We start from the raw sequence: 17,012 nt of genomic DNA, 5'->3' as shown, positions 1-17,012 counted from the left end.
TCTGCGGTAACGCAGTTGCGAAGGCCGCCCCTGGGGGCGGCCTTTTGCTTTGCCGGCGAGGAGGTTGACCTGATCTGCGGCAATGCTGCCTGTTCGTGCAAATCGGCCTTGATTTCACCCGCAAGGTGGCTTAGCACCCAGCCACGGCCTAGGGGTTTAGCTCAGTTGGTAGAGCATCGGTCTCCAAAACCGAGGGTCGTGGGTTCGAGTCCCCCAACCCCTGCCAGGCCGTCTGCAGCAGAGTTCCGCGCACTTGCAATCACGCGCGCCAGCGCGTATCTGGCCTTCGCGGGCGCAGGGCCCGAAGGCAAGAGGACCGATGATGGCAAACCCCCTTCAGTTCATGGCTCAGGTGCGATCCGAGGTGGCCAAGGTTGTCTGGCCGACCCGTCGTGAGGTTGTGCTGACCACGATCATGGTTTTTGTCATGGCGGCGCTGACGGCGGTGTTCTTCTTTCTGGTAGATCTGTCGATCCGCTTTGGCCTGACCTCGCTGCTGGACTTTGTTGGCTGACCTTCGGTTTTGGGTGTTCCGGCCTTGAAAAGGTCGGGCCGGCCTTGTAGGACGTGGTGAGTTTTCCGGGGACCGGCGTGCATCGATTCGGGTCATGCGCGCTGTTTTTATTTCGGGGCTGCGCGGAGCGAACCGCAAAAAAGCAGGAATTGCGACGGTAAACCGTCGATGGACAAGAGGCAAAGGCGAGCATGGCGAAGCGTTGGTATTCGGTGAGCGTTCTCTCGAATTTCGAGAAGAAAGTGGCCGAACAGATCCGTCAGGCCGTTGTCGAGAAGGGTCTTGAGGGCGAGATCGAGGAAGTCCTAGTTCCAACCGAAGAGGTTATCGAGATCCGCCGCGGCAAGAAGGTGACCTCCGAGCGCCGTTTCATGCCTGGCTATGTGCTTGTTCGCATGGAAATGAGCGACCGCGCCTATCATCTGGTCAACTCGATCAACCGCGTCACCGGCTTTCTGGGGCCTCAGGGCAAGCCGATGCCGATGCGCGATGCCGAGGTGAATCAGATCCTGAACCGCACCGGCGATGGCGCCGAGGCTGCGCCGCGCAACCTGATCCGTTTCGAGATCGGGGAGAACGTGAGTGTCACCGACGGCCCGTTCGAGGGCTTCTCGGGGATGGTGGAGGAGGTTGACGAAGCCTCGAGCCGCCTGAAGGTGACGGTGTCGATCTTTGGCCGGCCGACGCCGGTTGAACTGGAATTCACGCAGGTGACGAAAACCGCCTGACGTGTGTGCCGTGGGAGGCGAGGGGCGACCCGGACCGGACCACTAAACTGCGCCCTTCGGGGCTGGTGACAAAGGAGAGGCCAGATGGCCAAGAAAGTAATCGGCAGCCTCAAGCTGCAAGTGAAGGCGGGGCAAGCCAACCCGTCGCCCCCCATCGGCCCGGCGCTGGGCCAGCGGGGCATCAACATCATGGAATTCTGCAAGGCGTTCAACGCCAAGACGCAGGAAATGGAACCTGGCTCGCCGGTTCCGACCGTGATCACCTACTATGCCGACAAATCCTTCACCTTCGAGATGAAAACGGCGCCTGCGTCGTTCTACCTCAAGAAGGCGGCTGGTCTGAAGCCGGTGGGCAAGCGTAACCGCGCCAAGGGGTCGGCCAAGCCGGGCCGCGATGTGGCGGGCTATGTCACCGTTGCGCAGATCCGCGAGATTGCCGAAGCGAAGATGAAAGACCTCTCGGCCAACGACATCGAAGCCGCGATGCAGATCATCCTCGGCTCGGCGAAGTCGATTGGTATCGAGGTTAAGGGGTAAGCCATGGCCAAAGTTGCAAAACGCACGGCCGCTGCGCGCGCCGTTTTCACCGGCAAGGCGAACCTCTCGGTTGAGGATGCTGTCAAGCTGATCAAATCCGCGGCTTCGGCGAAATTTGACGAAACGCTGGAAATCGCGATGAACTTGGGTGTTGACCCGCGTCATGCCGACCAGATGGTTCGCGGTGTGGTGACCCTGCCCAACGGCACCGGCAAAACGGTGCGCGTGGCGGTGTTTGCCCGTGGCCCCAAGGCCGATGAGGCCAAGGCGGCGGGTGCCGATATCGTTGGCGCCGAAGACCTGATGGAAACCATCCAGTCGGGCAAGATCGAGTTCGATCGTTGCATCGCAACGCCGGACATGATGCCGCTGGTTGGTCGTCTGGGCAAGATCCTGGGCCCGCGCAACCTGATGCCCAACCCCAAGGTCGGCACTGTGACGATGGACGTGAAATCGGCCATCGAAGCGGCCAAGGGTGGCGAAGTCCAGTTCAAGGTTGAAAAAGCCGGCGTCATTCATGGTGGCATTGGCAAGGTGTCGTTCACCGAAGCCGCGCTGGCCGAAAACGTCCGCGCCTTTGTGGATGCCGTGTCGAAAGCCAAGCCCTCGGGCGCGAAAGGTGCCTACCTGAAAAAGGTGTCGCTGTCGTCCACGATGGGGCCGGGCGTGTCGCTCGATCTGGCCTCGGCTACCGGCAACTGATGCCAAGGGGTGCGCCTGACGGCGCGCCCTACGCGATTCCCTGCTGCAAGGCAGGTGAATGACGGGGCCGGCAGGCCCTGTCCTGTCCGAGACGGAGGGTGGCGAAAGCCTTAATATCCTTCCTGAGATGGGGAACGAGACCATTCCGGGGGCGACCTCGGGCGATCTGGCCTCGGGACCATCAACGGACCCGAACGCCGTCGGCAGTCTGCCGGGGGCAAATGAGAGCCGGGGGGAAACCCCCACACTTGGAGTGAAACCGTGGATAGAGCCCAAAAAGAGAAAGTGGTCGAAGAACTCGGCCAGATCTTCGCAAGCTCTGGCGTCGTGGTGGTTGCCCACTACGAAGGCATGACGGTTGCTCAGATGCAGGATCTCCGGGCGCAAATGCGCGCCGCGGGTGGGTCCGTTCGCGTTGCCAAGAACAAGCTCGCCAAGATCGCCCTTGAAGGTCAGCCCTGCGCAAGCATCGCCGACTATCTCACGGGCATGACCGTGCTGTCCTATTCCGAAGATCCTGTCGCTGCTGCGAAGGTCGCGGATGCCTATGCCAAGGGGAACGACAAGTTCAAGATCCTTGGTGGGGCGATGGGCAACTCGGCTCTGGACCCGGCAGGTGTGAAAGCCGTGGCCTCGATGCCGTCGCGTGAAGAGCTTATCGCTCAGATCGTGTCCTGCATCGGTGCTCCGGCCAGCAACATTGCCGGTGCCATTGGCGCGCCTGCTTCCAACATCGCGGGCATCCTCAAGACGCTTGAGGAGCGGGAAGCCGCCTGACGCAACCTTTTGCCTTCGTCGAACACCGACGTCGGAAAACCCTATGAGAATGGAACGGAAAAATGGCTGATCTGAAAGCACTCGCCGAGCAAATCGTCAACCTGACGCTGCTGCAGGCGCAAGAACTGAAAACCATCCTGAAGGATGAATACGGCATCGAGCCCGCCGCTGGCGGCGCCGTGATGGTTGCCGGCCCGGCCGCTGCCGCCGAAGTGGTCGAAGAAAAAACCGAATTCGACGTGGTTCTGGTCGATGCCGGCGCGAACAAGATCAACGTGATCAAGGAAGTCCGCGCGATCACCGGTCTGGGCCTGAAAGAAGCCAAAGACCTGGTCGAAGCCGGTGGCAAGGTGAAAGAAGCCGCGGCGAAAGCCGAAGCCGAAGACATGAAGAAAAAGCTCGAAGCGGCTGGCGCCAAGGTCGAGCTGAAGTAATCAGGCAGGGTGCAGCCGCACCTAACCTGCTGACATGGGCTGGGTCCGGGGCAACCCCGGGCCCAGCCGAACCTGTCTTGGAGAGGGCTTTTGCCCAAGCTTTCTCCTAGGCGGCGTTCACGGTTCGGGAGCCACCCGGTGGGACGGGGGGCATGAATGGAACCGGCCCCCTTGATCGCCACGCGCCGCACTCCGGGCCCCGACGGGATGCGCGCCTGCGAAGAGACGAAAGGTGACGACGAGCATGGCTCAAGCTTACATCGGTCAGAAGCGTATCCGCCGCTACTTTGGCAAAATCCGCGAAGTGCTGGAAATGCCGAACCTCATTGAGGTTCAGAAATCTTCCTACGATCTGTTCCTGCGCTCGGGCGATGCCGACAAGCCGCAGGATGGCGAGGGCATTCAGGGCGTTTTCCAGTCGGTCTTTCCGATCAAGGATTTCAACGAGAATGCCATTCTCGAATTCGTGAAATACGAACTGGAAAAGCCGAAATACGATGTGGACGAATGCCAGAGCCGCGACATGACCTATGCGGCGCCGCTCAAGGTCACGCTGCGTCTGATCGTATTCGATGTTGACGAAACCACCGGGGCACGGTCGGTCAAGGACATCAAGGAACAAGACGTGTTCATGGGCGACATGCCGCTGATGACGTCGAACGGCACCTTTATCGTGAACGGGACCGAACGGGTGATCGTGTCCCAGATGCACCGCAGCCCCGGCGTGTTCTTTGATCATGACCGTGGCAAGACGCATTCCTCGGGCAAGCTGCTGTTTGCCTGCCGTATCATTCCCTACCGCGGGTCGTGGCTTGATTTTGAATTCGACGCCAAGGATCTGGTGTTCGCGCGCATCGACCGGCGCCGGAAACTGCCTGTCACCACGCTGCTTTACGCGCTGGGGCTGGATCAGGAAGGCATCATGGATGCCTATTACAACACCGTGTCCTACCGCGCCGAGGGCAAGCGCGGCTGGGTGACCAAGTTCTTCCCCGAGCGTGTGCGCGGCACCCGCCCGACCTATGACCTTGTCGATGCGGCCACCGGCGAAGTGCTGTGCAAGGCAGGCGACAAGATGACCCCGCGGATGGTCAAGAAGCTGATCGACGAGGGCTCGGTCAAGGAACTGCTGGTCCCGTTCGACCATATCGTGGGCCGTTTCGTCGCCAAGGATATCATCAACGAAGAGACCGGCTTCATCTATGTTGAAGCGGGCGACGAGTTGACGGTGGAGTATGACCGTGACGGCGAGATCTCCGGCGGGTCGCTGAAGGTGCTGCTGGACAACGGGATCACCGTGATCCCGGTGCTGGACATCGACAATATCAACGTCGGTCCCTACATCCGCAACACGATGGCGGCCGACAAGAACATCGGCCGCGACGGCGCGCTGATGGACATTTACCGCGTCATGCGCCCCGGCGAGCCGCCCACGGTGGAAGCCGCGAGCCAGTTGTTTGGCACGTTGTTCTTTGACAGCGAGCGCTATGACCTGTCGGCCGTGGGCCGAGTGAAAATGAACATGCGTCTGGATCTGGACGCGCCCGACACCCAGCGCACCTTGCGCCGCGAAGATATCATCGCCTGCATCAAGGGGCTGGTGGAGCTGCGCGACGGCAAAGGCGAGATCGACGATATCGACCACCTCGGCAACCGCCGGGTGCGCTCGGTCGGCGAGTTGATGGAAAACCAGTATCGCGTCGGCCTGCTGCGCATGGAGCGCGCAATCAAGGAACGGATGTCCTCGGTCGAGATCGACACGGTGATGCCGCAAGACCTGATCAACGCAAAACCCGCGGCGGCGGCGGTGCGTGAATTCTTCGGCTCCAGCCAGTTGTCGCAATTCATGGACCAGACCAACCCGCTCTCGGAAGTCACGCACAAGCGGCGCCTGTCGGCACTGGGGCCGGGCGGCCTGACGCGGGAACGCGCCGGCTTTGAGGTGCGCGACGTTCACCCGACCCACTATGGCCGGATGTGCCCGATCGAGACGCCGGAAGGCCAGAACATCGGTCTTATCAACAGCCTTGCGACCTTTGCGCGGGTGAATAAATATGGCTTCATCGAAACCCCCTACCGCAAGGTGATCGACGGCAAGGTGACCGACGAGGTCGTCTATATGTCGGCGACCGAGGAAATGCGTCACACCGTGGCGCAGGCCAACGCCGAGCTGGACGCCGAGGGCCGGTTCGTCAACGATCTGGTTTCGACCCGTCAGTCGGGTGAGTTCATGCTGAACCCGAACGAGGCGGTGGACCTGATCGACGTGTCGCCCAAGCAGTTGGTCTCGGTGGCCGCCGCGCTGATCCCCTTCCTTGAAAACGACGACGCCAACCGCGCGCTGATGGGCTCGAACATGCAGCGTCAGGCTGTGCCGCTGCTGCAATCCGAGGCGCCGTTTGTGGGCACCGGGATGGAAGCCGTGGTGGCGCGCGACAGTGGCGCCGCGATCATGGCGCGCCGTGGCGGCATCATCGACCAGGTCGATGCCACCCGGATCGTTATTCGCGCGACCGAAGACCTTGGCATGGGCGATGCCGGCGTTGACATCTACCGTCTGCGCAAATTCAAACGCTCCAACCAGTCGTCGTGCATCAACCAGCGCCCGCTGGTGAAGGTGGGCGATGTGGTGCAGAAGGGCGAGGTCGTGGCCGACGGGCCCTCGACCGATCAGGGCGAACTGGCCATCGGCCGGAACGTGATCGTGGCCTTCATGCCGTGGAACGGCTACAACTATGAAGACTCGATCCTGATTTCAGAACGCATCCACCGCGACGACGTGTTCACCTCGATCCACATCGACGAATACGAAGTGGCCGCGCGCGACACCAAGCTGGGGCCTGAGGAAATCACCCGTGATATTCCCAACGTCGGCGAGGAAGCGCTGCGCAACCTCGACGAGGCTGGCATCGTCTATATCGGCGCCGAAGTGGGGCCGGGCGACATTCTGGTGGGCAAGATCACGCCCAAGGGCGAAAGCCCGATGACGCCCGAAGAAAAACTGCTGCGCGCCATCTTTGGCGAAAAAGCATCCGACGTGCGCGACACGTCGCTGCGTCTGCCGCCGGGTGCCTATGGCACCGTGGTCGAGGTGCGCGTGTTCAACCGCCACGGCGTGGACAAGGATGAACGCGCGCTGCAGATCGAGCGCGAGGAAGTGGAACGCCTTGCGCGCGACCGCGACGACGAATTGGCGATTCTGGAGCGCAACATCTATGCGCGCCTGAAAACGCTGATCATGGGCAAGGTCGCGGTGAAGGGCCCGAAGGGCATCAAGGCCGGGTCCGAGATCAACGAAGAGCTGCTGGGCACGCTGTCGCGCGGCCAGTGGTGGCAGTTGGCGCTGGAAGCCGAGGCCGATGCCAAAGAGGTCGAGGCGCTGAATGACCAGTTCGACGCGCAGAAACGCGCGCTGGAACATCGCTTTGAAGACAAGGTCGAGAAGGTTCGTCAGGGTGACGACCTGCCGCCGGGCGTGATGAAGATGGTCAAGGTCTTTGTGGCCGTGAAGCGCAAGCTGCAAGCGGGCGACAAGATGGCAGGCCGTCACGGCAACAAGGGCGTGGTGTCGAAAGTCGTTCCGATGGAAGACATGCCGTTCCTGGCCGATGGCACCCCGGTTGACCTGGTGCTGAACCCGCTCGGCGTGCCGAGCCGGATGAACGTGGGCCAGATCCTTGAAACCCACATGGGCTGGGCCGCGCGTGGCCTGGGCATCCGCATCGATGAGGCACTGCGCGAATACCGCCGGTCGGGCGATCTGACCCCGGTGCGCGAGGCGATGCGCCACGGCTATGGTGACGAGACCTATGCGGAAGCCTTCGCCCAACTGGCCGATGACCGCTTTGTGGAATCGGCCGAAACAGTGCGCCGCGGCGTGCCGATCGCGACCCCGGTCTTTGACGGGGCGAAAGAGGCCGACATCAACGACGCGCTGACGCGGGCGGGCTTTGATACCTCGGGGCAGTCGATCGTGTTCGACGGGCGCACCGGTGAACAGTTCACCCGGCCGGTCACGGTGGGCGTGAAATATGTTCTGAAGCTGCACCACCTTGTCGATGACAAGATGCACGCACGTTCGACCGGGCCGTACAGCCTCGTGACCCAGCAGCCGCTGGGCGGCAAGGCGCAGTTCGGTGGCCAGCGTCTGGGCGAGATGGAGGTCTGGGCGCTGGAAGCCTATGGCGCCGCCTACACCTTGCAGGAAATGCTGACGGTGAAGTCGGACGATGTGGCGGGCCGGACCAAGGTCTACGAATCGATCGTGAAGGGCGAGGACAATTTCGAAGCCGGCGTGCCGGAATCGTTCAACGTGCTTGTCAAGGAAGTGCGTGGCCTCGGCCTGAATATGGAACTCCTGGATGCGGAGGACGAGTAACGCGAACGGTGCGCCCTGAGGGCGCACCTTACGGAAGGTGCGCATCCCTTGCGCATCTTCATCGCCCAATCGTTCCCCGCCGCCCCCATTCTTAGGAATTGAAATGAACCAGGAACTCAGCACCAACCCGTTCAACCCGCTGGCAGCACCCAAGCAGTTCGACGAGATCAAGATCTCGTTGGCGAGCCCCGAGCGGATTCTGTCGTGGTCGTATGGCGAGATCAAAAAGCCGGAAACCATCAACTACCGGACCTTCAAGCCCGAGCGTGACGGCCTGTTCTGCGCCCGCATCTTCGGGCCGATCAAGGATTACGAATGCCTCTGCGGCAAATACAAGCGCATGAAATATCGCGGCGTCGTCTGCGAGAAATGCGGCGTCGAGGTGACCTTGCAAAAGGTGCGGCGCGAACGGATGGGCCATATCGAGCTGGCCTCGCCCGTGGCCCATATCTGGTTCCTCAAATCGCTGCCCTCGCGCATCGGCCTGATGCTCGACATGACGCTGCGCGATCTGGAACGCATCCTCTACTTTGAAAACTACGTCGTGATCGAGCCGGGTCTGACCGACCTGAGCTATGGCCAGTTGCTGACCGAGGAAGAATTCCTCGACGCGCAGGACCAGTATGGCGCCGACGCCTTCACCGCCAATATCGGCGCCGAGGCGATCCGCGAGATGCTGAGCCAGATCGACCTGGAGGCGACCGCAGAACAGCTGCGGGCAGAGCTGAAAGAGGCGACCGGCGAGCTGAAGCCGAAAAAGATCATCAAGCGGCTGAAGATCGTGGAGTCCTTCCTTGAATCGGGCAATCGGCCCGAATGGATGGTGCTGACGGTCATTCCGGTCATCCCGCCGGAATTGCGCCCGCTGGTGCCGCTGGATGGTGGCCGGTTTGCGACCTCGGACCTGAACGACCTCTATCGCCGCGTCATCAACCGCAACAACCGTCTAAAACGGCTGATCGAGCTGCGTGCGCCCGACATCATCGTGCGCAACGAAAAGCGGATGTTGCAGGAATCGGTCGATGCGCTGTTTGACAACGGTCGCCGCGGCCGCGTGATCACGGGCACCAACAAGCGCCCGCTGAAATCGCTGTCGGACATGCTCAAGGGCAAGCAGGGCCGCTTCCGCCAGAACCTTCTGGGCAAACGGGTCGACTTCTCGGGTCGTTCGGTCATCGTGACCGGGCCGGAGCTGAAGCTGCACCAATGCGGCCTGCCGAAAAAGATGGCGCTCGAACTTTTCAAGCCGTTCATCTATTCGCGGCTTGAAGCCAAGGGCCTGTCGTCCACCGTCAAGCAGGCCAAGAAGCTGGTCGAAAAGGAGCGCCCCGAGGTCTGGGATATTCTGGACGAGGTGATCCGCGAGCATCCGGTTCTGCTGAACCGCGCGCCGACGCTGCACCGTCTGGGCATTCAGGCGTTTGAACCGATCCTGATCGAGGGCAAGGCGATCCAGCTTCACCCGCTGGTCTGTTCGGCCTTCAACGCCGACTTTGACGGCGACCAGATGGCCGTTCACGTTCCTCTCTCGCTGGAAGCCCAGCTTGAGGCGCGCGTGCTGATGATGTCGACCAACAACGTGCTGTCGCCCGCCAACGGCGCGCCGATCATCGTGCCGTCGCAGGACATGGTGCTTGGGCTCTATTACACCACGATGGAGCGCAAGGGCATGAAGGGCGAAGGCATGGTCTTCGGCTCGGTCGAAGAGGTGGACCATGCTCTTGCCGCAGGCGAGGTGCATCTGCACGCCGCGATCCAGTGCCGGGTGAAGCAGATCGACGAACACGGGCAGGAAGTGGTCAAGCGATTTGCCACAACGCCGGGCCGGGTGCGTCTGGGCGCGCTGTTGCCGCTGAACGCCAAGGCCCCATTCGATCTGGTCAACCGCCTGCTGCGCAAGAAGGACGTGCAGAACGTCATCGACACCGTCTACCGCTACTGCGGTCAGAAAGAGTCGGTCATCTTCTGCGACCAGATCATGACCATGGGCTTCCGCGAGGCGTTCAAGGCCGGCATCTCGTTCGGCAAGGACGACATGGTTGTGCCGGATACCAAATGGGAAATCGTCAACGAAACCCGCGATCAGGTTGCGGGCTTTGAACAGCAGTACATGGACGGTCTGATCACTCAGGGCGAAAAATACAACAAGGTCGTTGATGGCTGGACCAAGTGTAACGACAAGGTCACCGAGGCGATGATGGCCACCATCTCGGCCGCGCGGTTCGATGAGAACGGAGCCGAGAAAGAGCCGAACTCGGTCTATATGATGGCCCACTCGGGCGCCCGTGGCTCGGTCATTCAGATGAAGCAGCTGGGCGGGATGCGCGGCCTTATGGCCAAGCCGAACGGCGAGATCATCGAGACGCCGATCATCTCGAACTTCAAGGAAGGTCTGACCGTTCTTGAATACTTCAACTCGACCCACGGCGCCCGCAAGGGTCTGTCTGACACCGCGTTGAAAACGGCGAACTCGGGCTATCTGACGCGTCGTCTGGTGGACGTGGCGCAGGATTGCATCGTGCGCAGCCATGATTGCGGCACAGACCGCGCGATCACGGCCTCGGCCGCGGTCAATGATGGCGAAGTCGTCAGCCCGCTGGGCGAGCGTGTGCTGGGCCGCGTGGCCGCCGATGATGTGGTTCTGCCGGGCACCGACGAGGTGATCGTGCGCAAGGGCGAGCTGATCGACGAGCGCAAGGCCGACATGATCGAAACCATGGGCGTGCAATCGGTTCGCATCCGCTCGGCGCTGACCTGCGAGGCCGAAGAGGGCGTCTGCGCGCTGTGCTACGGGCGCGATCTGGCGCGCGGCACGCTGGTCAACATCGGCGAAGCGGTGGGCATCATCGCCGCCCAGTCGATCGGCGAGCCCGGCACCCAGTTGACGATGCGGACCTTCCACATCGGTGGCGTGGCGCAAGGTGGCCAGCAGTCGTTCCTCGAAGCCAGCCAGGAAGGCAAGATCGAGTTCCGCAATGCCAACATCCTGCTGAACGCCAATGGCGAACAGATCGTGATGGGCCGCAACATGCAGATCGCGATCCTGAACGAGCAGGGCGAAGAGCGGGCCAGCCACAAGCTGAGCTATGGCTCCAAGGTGTTCGTGAAGAACGGCGAGGCAGTGAAACGCGGCACCAAACTGTTCGAATGGGATCCCTACACCCTTCCGATCATCGCCGAAAAGGCCGGTATCGCCAAGTTCGTCGACCTGATCTCGGGGATCGCCGTGCGCGAGGAAACCGACGACGCCACCGGCATGACGCAGAAGATCGTGACCGACTGGCGCACTGCGCCGCGCGGGAACGACCTCAAGCCGGAAATCATCGTGATGGATGCGACCACCGGAGAGCCGGTGCGCAACGATGCTGGCAACCCGGTCAGCTATCCGATGTCTGTTGATGCCATCCTGTCGGTCGAAGACGGGCAGGAACTGAGGGCCGGTGACGTGGTGGCCCGGATCCCGCGCGAAGGCGCGCGGACGAAGGACATCACCGGCGGTCTGCCGCGGGTGGCCGAACTGTTCGAGGCGCGGCGGCCCAAGGACCATGCGATCATCGCCGAACTGGATGGCTATGTGCGCTTTGGCAAGGACTACAAGAACAAGCGCCGCATCACCATCGAACCCTCGCAAGAGGGGCTGGAGCCGGTCGAATACATGGTGCCGAAAGGCAAGCACATCCCGGTGCAGGAAGGCGACTTCGTCCAGAAGGGCGACTACATCATGGACGGCAACCCCGCTCCCCACGACATCTTGCGGATCATGGGGATCGAGGCCTTGGCCGATTACCTGATCGACGAGGTGCAGGACGTCTATCGCCTGCAAGGCGTGAAGATCAACGACAAGCACATTGAGGTGATCGTTCGTCAGATGCTGCAGAAGATCGAGATCCTCGACAGCGGGGAAACGACGCTTCTGAAGGGCGAGCATATCGACAAGGCCGAGTTCGAGGAAGAAAATGCCAAGGTCATCGCCCGCGGCGGTCGCCCGGCCACCGGCGAGCCGGTGCTGCTGGGGATCACCAAGGCGTCGCTGCAAACGCGCAGCTTCATCTCGGCGGCGTCATTCCAGGAAACCACGCGGGTGCTGACCGAGGCTTCGGTTCAGGGCAAGCGCGACAAACTGGTGGGTCTGAAGGAAAACGTCATCGTGGGCCGTCTGATCCCGGCGGGCACGGGCGGGGCAACCACCCGTGTGCGCAAGATCGCGGCGGACCGCGACCAGATCGTGATCGACGCCCGTCGCGCCGAGGCCGAGGCCGCGGCGGCACTGGCGGCACCCTTCACCGATGTGATGGAGGCCGAAGAACCCGATCTTGGCCCGGTGGATACACCGGAAAGCCGCGATCTGTGATCGGCTGATCTGACACCTGACGCCCCCCGCGCAACCTGCTGCGGGGGGCGTTTTCATTTTGGCGCCAAGCAGGTTCGGCCCTGCCTTGTTGACTTGCACAGGTAAAGTGTGGACGCTTTGCGCATACTTTCGGAGAGTCATCTTGCGCATTCAGGTTCTGGGGCTGTGCCGGTTTTCCTGTCTGGACGAGGGCGGCTTCTGTGATCTGCACGCGGCGCGGTGATGGCGGTGTCAGACAACCTGCGCGGTGCGCTTTTGATGATGGCCGCGATGGCTGCATTCACCCTGTCGGATGCGATGATGAAGGCGGTCACGGAAACGCTGCCGCTGTATCAGGCGATCTTTTTGCGTGGGCTGCTGACCGTGTCGGGGCTGGCGGCCATTGGGTGGGCGCGCGGCGGGCTGCGGTTGCGTGTAGCGGGGCCGGATACGCGGGCACTGGCCCTGCGCACACTGGCCGAGGTGGCGGCGGCGGTGTTTTTCCTGACCGCGCTGATGCATATGCCGCTGGCGAACCTGTCGGCGATCATGCAGTCGCTGCCGCTTGCGGTGACGCTGGCCGCGGCGCTGGTCTTTGGCGATGTGATCGGCTGGCGCAGGCTGGCGGCAATCGGGGTGGGCTTTGTGGGGGTGTTGCTGGTCATCCGCCCCGGCCCCGAGGGGTTTGACCTGTGGTCTGTGCTGGGCGTCGCCTCGGTTCTGACGGTGGTGGTGCGCGATCTGGCCACCCGGCGGCTGAGCGCCGATGTGCCCTCGGTTACGGCGGCGTTTTACGCGGCTGCCTCGGTGATGGTGCTGGGCGCGGTGGTGACGCCGTTTCAGGGCTGGGGGCCTCTGGCGCTGCCGCAGGTGGGGCTTCTGGCAGGGTCCGCCGTTGCGGTGATCGGCGGCTATCTGTTCATCATCATGGCCATGCGGGTGGGCGAGGTCGCGGTGGTCACGCCGTTTCGCTATACCTCGCTGTTGTGGGCCGTGGGGCTGGGCTGGGCGATCTGGGGCGATCTGCCCGATGCGCTGACACTGGCGGGGGCCGGGCTTGTTGTCGGGTCGGGTGTCTATGCCTTTGCGCGCCAGCGCCGCCGCGGCTGAGGCAGCCAGCGCATGTGTTGACAAGGCTGGCGACTCCCCCTATACGCCGCCTACCTGACGGGCGCAGTCTGTCTGTCGGGTTCTATGATTGAAGTGGTCACGATCCGGGCCTGCGCCCCGATCCTCTGGAATTCCACCGCGTCGCCCCCGCGAAGGGGACGTCTGCGGTTTTGGTGTTTTGCGGACGCGCAAGGCGCTGGCAAGTGAAATGCCCCCGAAAGTCGCTGACGGGCGATGATTATACGGGTTGCAAGAGACAAGGCGAACCTTATGCCGACGATTCAACAGCTGATCCGCAAGCCGCGGGAGCCGAAAGTGAAACGGTCCAAGTCGCAGCACTTGGAATCCTGCCCGCAAAAGCGCGGTGTCTGCACGCGCGTCTACACGACGACGCCGAAAAAGCCGAACTCGGCCATGCGGAAAGTCGCCAAGGTGCGGCTGACCAACGGCTTTGAAGTGATCAGCTACATCCCCGGTGAAAAGCACAACCTGCAAGAGCACTCGGTGGTGCTCATCCGCGGCGGCCGGGTCAAAGACCTTCCGGGTGTGCGTTACCACATCCTGCGCGGTGTTCTCGATACGCAAGGCGTCAAAGATCGTCGCCAGCGTCGTTCGAAATACGGCGCGAAGCGCCCGAAATAAGGAGAGCATCCGATGTCTCGTCGTCACGCTGCTGAAAAGCGCGAAGTTCTTCCCGATGCCAAATACGGTGATCGGGTTCTGACCAAATTCATGAACAACCTGATGGAAGACGGCAAGAAATCCGTCGCCGAACGCATTGTCTACTCCGCGCTGGAGCGGGTGCAGGGCAAGCTGAAGCGCGAGCCGATCGAAGTGTTCCATGAGGCGCTGGACAATGTGAAACCCTCGGTCGAGGTGCGTTCGCGCCGCGTCGGCGGTGCGACCTATCAGGTTCCGGTCGAGGTGCGCCCGACCCGCCGCGAGGCGCTGGCGATCCGCTGGCTGATCATCGCCGCGAAAAAGCGCAATGAACACACCATGGAAGAGCGCCTTGCGGGCGAACTTCTCGACGCGGTCAACTCGCGCGGCACGGCCGTGAAGAAGCGCGAAGACACCCACAAGATGGCCGACGCGAACAAAGCGTTCAGCCATTATCGCTGGTAAGGGAAGGACGCCATCATGGCACGCGAATATCCGCTGAACCTTTACCGCAACTTCGGGATCATGGCCCACATCGACGCGGGCAAGACCACCACGACCGAGCGGATCCTGTTCTACACCGGCAAGTCCCACAAGATGGGCGAGACGCACGATGGCGCCTCGACCATGGACTGGATGGAGCAGGAACAGGAACGCGGGATCACCATTACCTCGGCCGCGACCACGACGTTCTGGGAAAAGACCTACGACGGCTTGAACCCGGATTCGCCCAAGCACCGCTTCAACATCATCGACACCCCCGGCCACGTGGACTTCACCATCGAGGTGGAACGTTCGCTGGCGGTGCTCGACGGTGCTGTCTGCCTGCTGGACGGCAACGCGGGCGTTGAACCGCAGACCGAAACGGTGTGGCGTCAGGCTGACCGTTACGGCGTGCCGCGGATCGTGTTCGTCAACAAGATGGACAAGATCGGCGCCGACTTCCAGAAGTGCCTGCACATGATCAAGGACCGCACCGGCGCCACCCCGGCCCCGATCGCGTTCCCGATCGGCGCAGAAGACAAGCTGGAAGGCATCGTTGACCTGGTCACCATGGAAGAATGGGTCTGGGAAGGCGACGACGTGGGCGCGACCTGGGTTCACCGTCCGATCCGCGACGAGCTGAAGGGCGAGGCAGAAGAGCGCCGCGCCACCCTGATCGAGCTTGCCGTCGAGCAGGACGATGCCGCGATGGAAGCCTATCTGGAAGGCAACGAACCCGATGTGGATACGCTTCGCGCGCTGATCCGCAAGGGCACGTTGGCCATGGCCTTCGTTCCGGTTCTTGGTGGTTCGGCCTTCAAGAACAAGGGCGTGCAGGCGTTGCTGAACGCGGCGGTCGACTATCTGCCCAGCCCGCTGGACATCCCGCCCTACATGGGCTTTGCCCCGGGCGACGAGACCGAAACCCGCAACATCGCGCGCAAGCCCGAAGACACCGAACCCTTCTCGGGTCTGGCGTTCAAGATCATGAACGACCCCTTCGTCGGCTCGCTGACCTTCACGCGGATCTATTCTGGCCAGCTCAAGAAGGGCGACCAGATGCTGAACGCGACCAAAGGCAAGCGTGAACGCGTTGGTCGGATGATGATGATGCACGCCATCAACCGCGAAGAGATCGATGAAGCCTTTGCGGGCGACATCATCGCGCTGGCCGGTCTGAAAGAGACCACCACCGGCGACACGCTCTGCGATCCGGCAAAACCCGTGGTTCTGGAAACCATGACCTTCCCCGAGCCGGTGATCGAGATCGCCGTCGAGCCGAAGTCGAAGGCTGACCAGGAGAAAATGGGTCTGGCGCTGGCGCGTCTGGCGGCCGAAGACCCGTCGTTCCGCGTGGAAACCGATTTCGAATCGGGCCAGACGATCATGAAAGGGATGGGCGAGCTTCACCTCGACATTCTGGTTGACCGGATGCGCCGCGAATTCAAGGTCGAGGCCAACATCGGTGCGCCGCAGGTGGCCTACCGCGAGACCATCTCGCGCGAAGCCGAAATCGACTATACGCACAAGAAACAGACCGGTGGCACCGGCCAGTTCGCGCGTATCAAGCTGATCATCACCCCGACCGAGCCGGGCGAAGGCTATTCGTTCGAAAGCAAGATCGTGGGCGGTGCGGTGCCGAAGGAATACATCCCCGGTGTCGAAAAAGGCATCAAGTCGGTGATGGACTCGGGTCCGCTCGCGGGCTTCCCGGTGATCGACTTCAAGGTTGCGCTGATTGACGGTGCTTTCCATGACGTTGACTCGTCGGTGCTTGCGTTCGAAATCGCGGCGCGTGCGGCAATGCGCGAAGGCCTGAAGAAGGCCGGTGCGAAGCTACTTGAACCGATCATGAAAGTCGAAGTGGTGACCCCGGAAGAATACACCGGCGGCATCATCGGCGACCTGACCTCGCGTCGGGGCATGGTTCAGGGTCAGGACAGCCGCGGCAATGCCAACGTGATCACCGCAATGGTGCCGCTGGCGAACATGTTCGGCTACATCAACAACCTGCGCTCGATGTCCTCGGGCCGCGCAGTGTTCACGATGATCTTCGATCACTACGACGCCGTCCCGCAGAACATCTCGGACGAGATCCAGAAGAAATACGCATAAGAGCGGTGGGCAGACCTGCCCACCCTACCCCCCGTAGGGTGCGCCAACGGGCGCACCGCCATCGAACCAGGAGGCCATCATGGCAAAGGCAAAGTTTGAACGGACGAAACCGCACGTCAACATCGGGACCATTGGTCACGTTGACCACGGCAAGACGACGCTGACGGCTGCGATCACGAAGTATTTTGGCGAATTCAAGGCCTACGACGCGATTGACGGTGCGCCGGAAGAGCGTGCGCGCGGG

13 protein-coding genes and 1 tRNA gene are annotated in these 17,012 nt (G+C 62.0%); all 14 read left to right on the top strand.

What is annotated here, in order from left to right; genetic code table 11:
- Positions 1-150 precede the first annotated feature (150 nt).
- A tRNA-Trp gene (locus tag C5F46_RS14195) sits at positions 151-226 on the top strand.
- A gap of 96 nt (positions 227-322) precedes the next feature.
- Complete coding sequence (gene secE / locus C5F46_RS14190) at positions 323-514, top strand: preprotein translocase subunit SecE (protein WP_107325995.1); 192 nt, start codon at positions 323-325, stop codon at positions 512-514.
- Positions 515-705: 191 nt separating this feature from the next.
- Positions 706-1,242, top strand: a complete 537-nt coding sequence (gene nusG, locus C5F46_RS14185) for a transcription termination/antitermination protein NusG (RefSeq protein WP_107325994.1) — start codon at positions 706-708, stop codon at positions 1,240-1,242.
- 84 nt (positions 1,243-1,326) lie between these two features.
- The gene (rplK, locus tag C5F46_RS14180; protein WP_107325993.1) at positions 1,327-1,779 is read left to right on the top strand and encodes a 50S ribosomal protein L11; all 453 of its coding nucleotides are present in this window, start codon (positions 1,327-1,329) and stop codon (positions 1,777-1,779) included.
- A gap of 3 nt (positions 1,780-1,782) precedes the next feature.
- Positions 1,783-2,481 (top strand): 50S ribosomal protein L1, encoded by a 699-nt coding sequence (gene rplA / locus C5F46_RS14175; RefSeq protein ID WP_107325992.1) that lies wholly within the window; start codon positions 1,783-1,785, stop codon positions 2,479-2,481.
- A gap of 261 nt (positions 2,482-2,742) precedes the next feature.
- Positions 2,743-3,258 (top strand): 50S ribosomal protein L10, encoded by a 516-nt coding sequence (gene rplJ / locus C5F46_RS14170; protein ID WP_107325991.1) that lies wholly within the window; start codon positions 2,743-2,745, stop codon positions 3,256-3,258.
- A 62-nt stretch (positions 3,259-3,320) separates the two neighbouring features.
- Entirely contained in the window at positions 3,321-3,692 is a 372-nt protein-coding gene (gene rplL, locus C5F46_RS14165) for a 50S ribosomal protein L7/L12 (protein WP_107325990.1), read from the top strand.
- A gap of 244 nt (positions 3,693-3,936) precedes the next feature.
- On the top strand, positions 3,937-8,070 hold the full coding sequence (rpoB, locus tag C5F46_RS14160; RefSeq protein WP_107325989.1) for a DNA-directed RNA polymerase subunit beta: 4,134 nt from the start codon (positions 3,937-3,939) through the stop codon (positions 8,068-8,070).
- Between the two features lie 103 nt (positions 8,071-8,173).
- Positions 8,174-12,421 carry a DNA-directed RNA polymerase subunit beta' gene (rpoC, locus tag C5F46_RS14155; protein ID WP_107325988.1) on the top strand — a complete coding sequence of 1,416 codons (4,248 nt, stop codon included), beginning with the start codon at positions 8,174-8,176 and terminating at the stop codon, positions 12,419-12,421.
- Positions 12,422-12,643: 222 nt separating this feature from the next.
- On the top strand, positions 12,644-13,510 hold the full coding sequence (locus C5F46_RS14150) for a DMT family transporter (RefSeq protein WP_107325987.1): 867 nt from the start codon (positions 12,644-12,646) through the stop codon (positions 13,508-13,510).
- A 270-nt stretch (positions 13,511-13,780) separates the two neighbouring features.
- A complete protein-coding gene (rpsL, locus tag C5F46_RS14145; protein ID WP_107325986.1) occupies positions 13,781-14,152 on the top strand; it encodes a 30S ribosomal protein S12 in 372 nt (123 codons plus the stop codon).
- Positions 14,153-14,164: 12 nt separating this feature from the next.
- Positions 14,165-14,635 (top strand): 30S ribosomal protein S7, encoded by a 471-nt coding sequence (rpsG, locus tag C5F46_RS14140; protein ID WP_107325985.1) that lies wholly within the window; start codon positions 14,165-14,167, stop codon positions 14,633-14,635.
- Between the two features lie 15 nt (positions 14,636-14,650).
- Entirely contained in the window at positions 14,651-16,768 is a 2,118-nt protein-coding gene (gene fusA / locus C5F46_RS14135) for an elongation factor G (RefSeq protein WP_107325984.1), read from the top strand.
- A gap of 79 nt (positions 16,769-16,847) precedes the next feature.
- The coding region (locus tag C5F46_RS14130) for a GTP-binding protein (protein ID WP_235820182.1) at positions 16,848-17,012 on the top strand (165 nt) is incomplete at its 3' end.

This window comes from Phaeovulum veldkampii DSM 11550 (assembly GCF_003034995.1).
Taxonomy (GTDB): Bacteria; Pseudomonadota; Alphaproteobacteria; order Rhodobacterales; family Rhodobacteraceae; genus Phaeovulum; species Phaeovulum veldkampii.
This window is presented reverse-complemented; position numbering and strand designations above follow the sequence as displayed.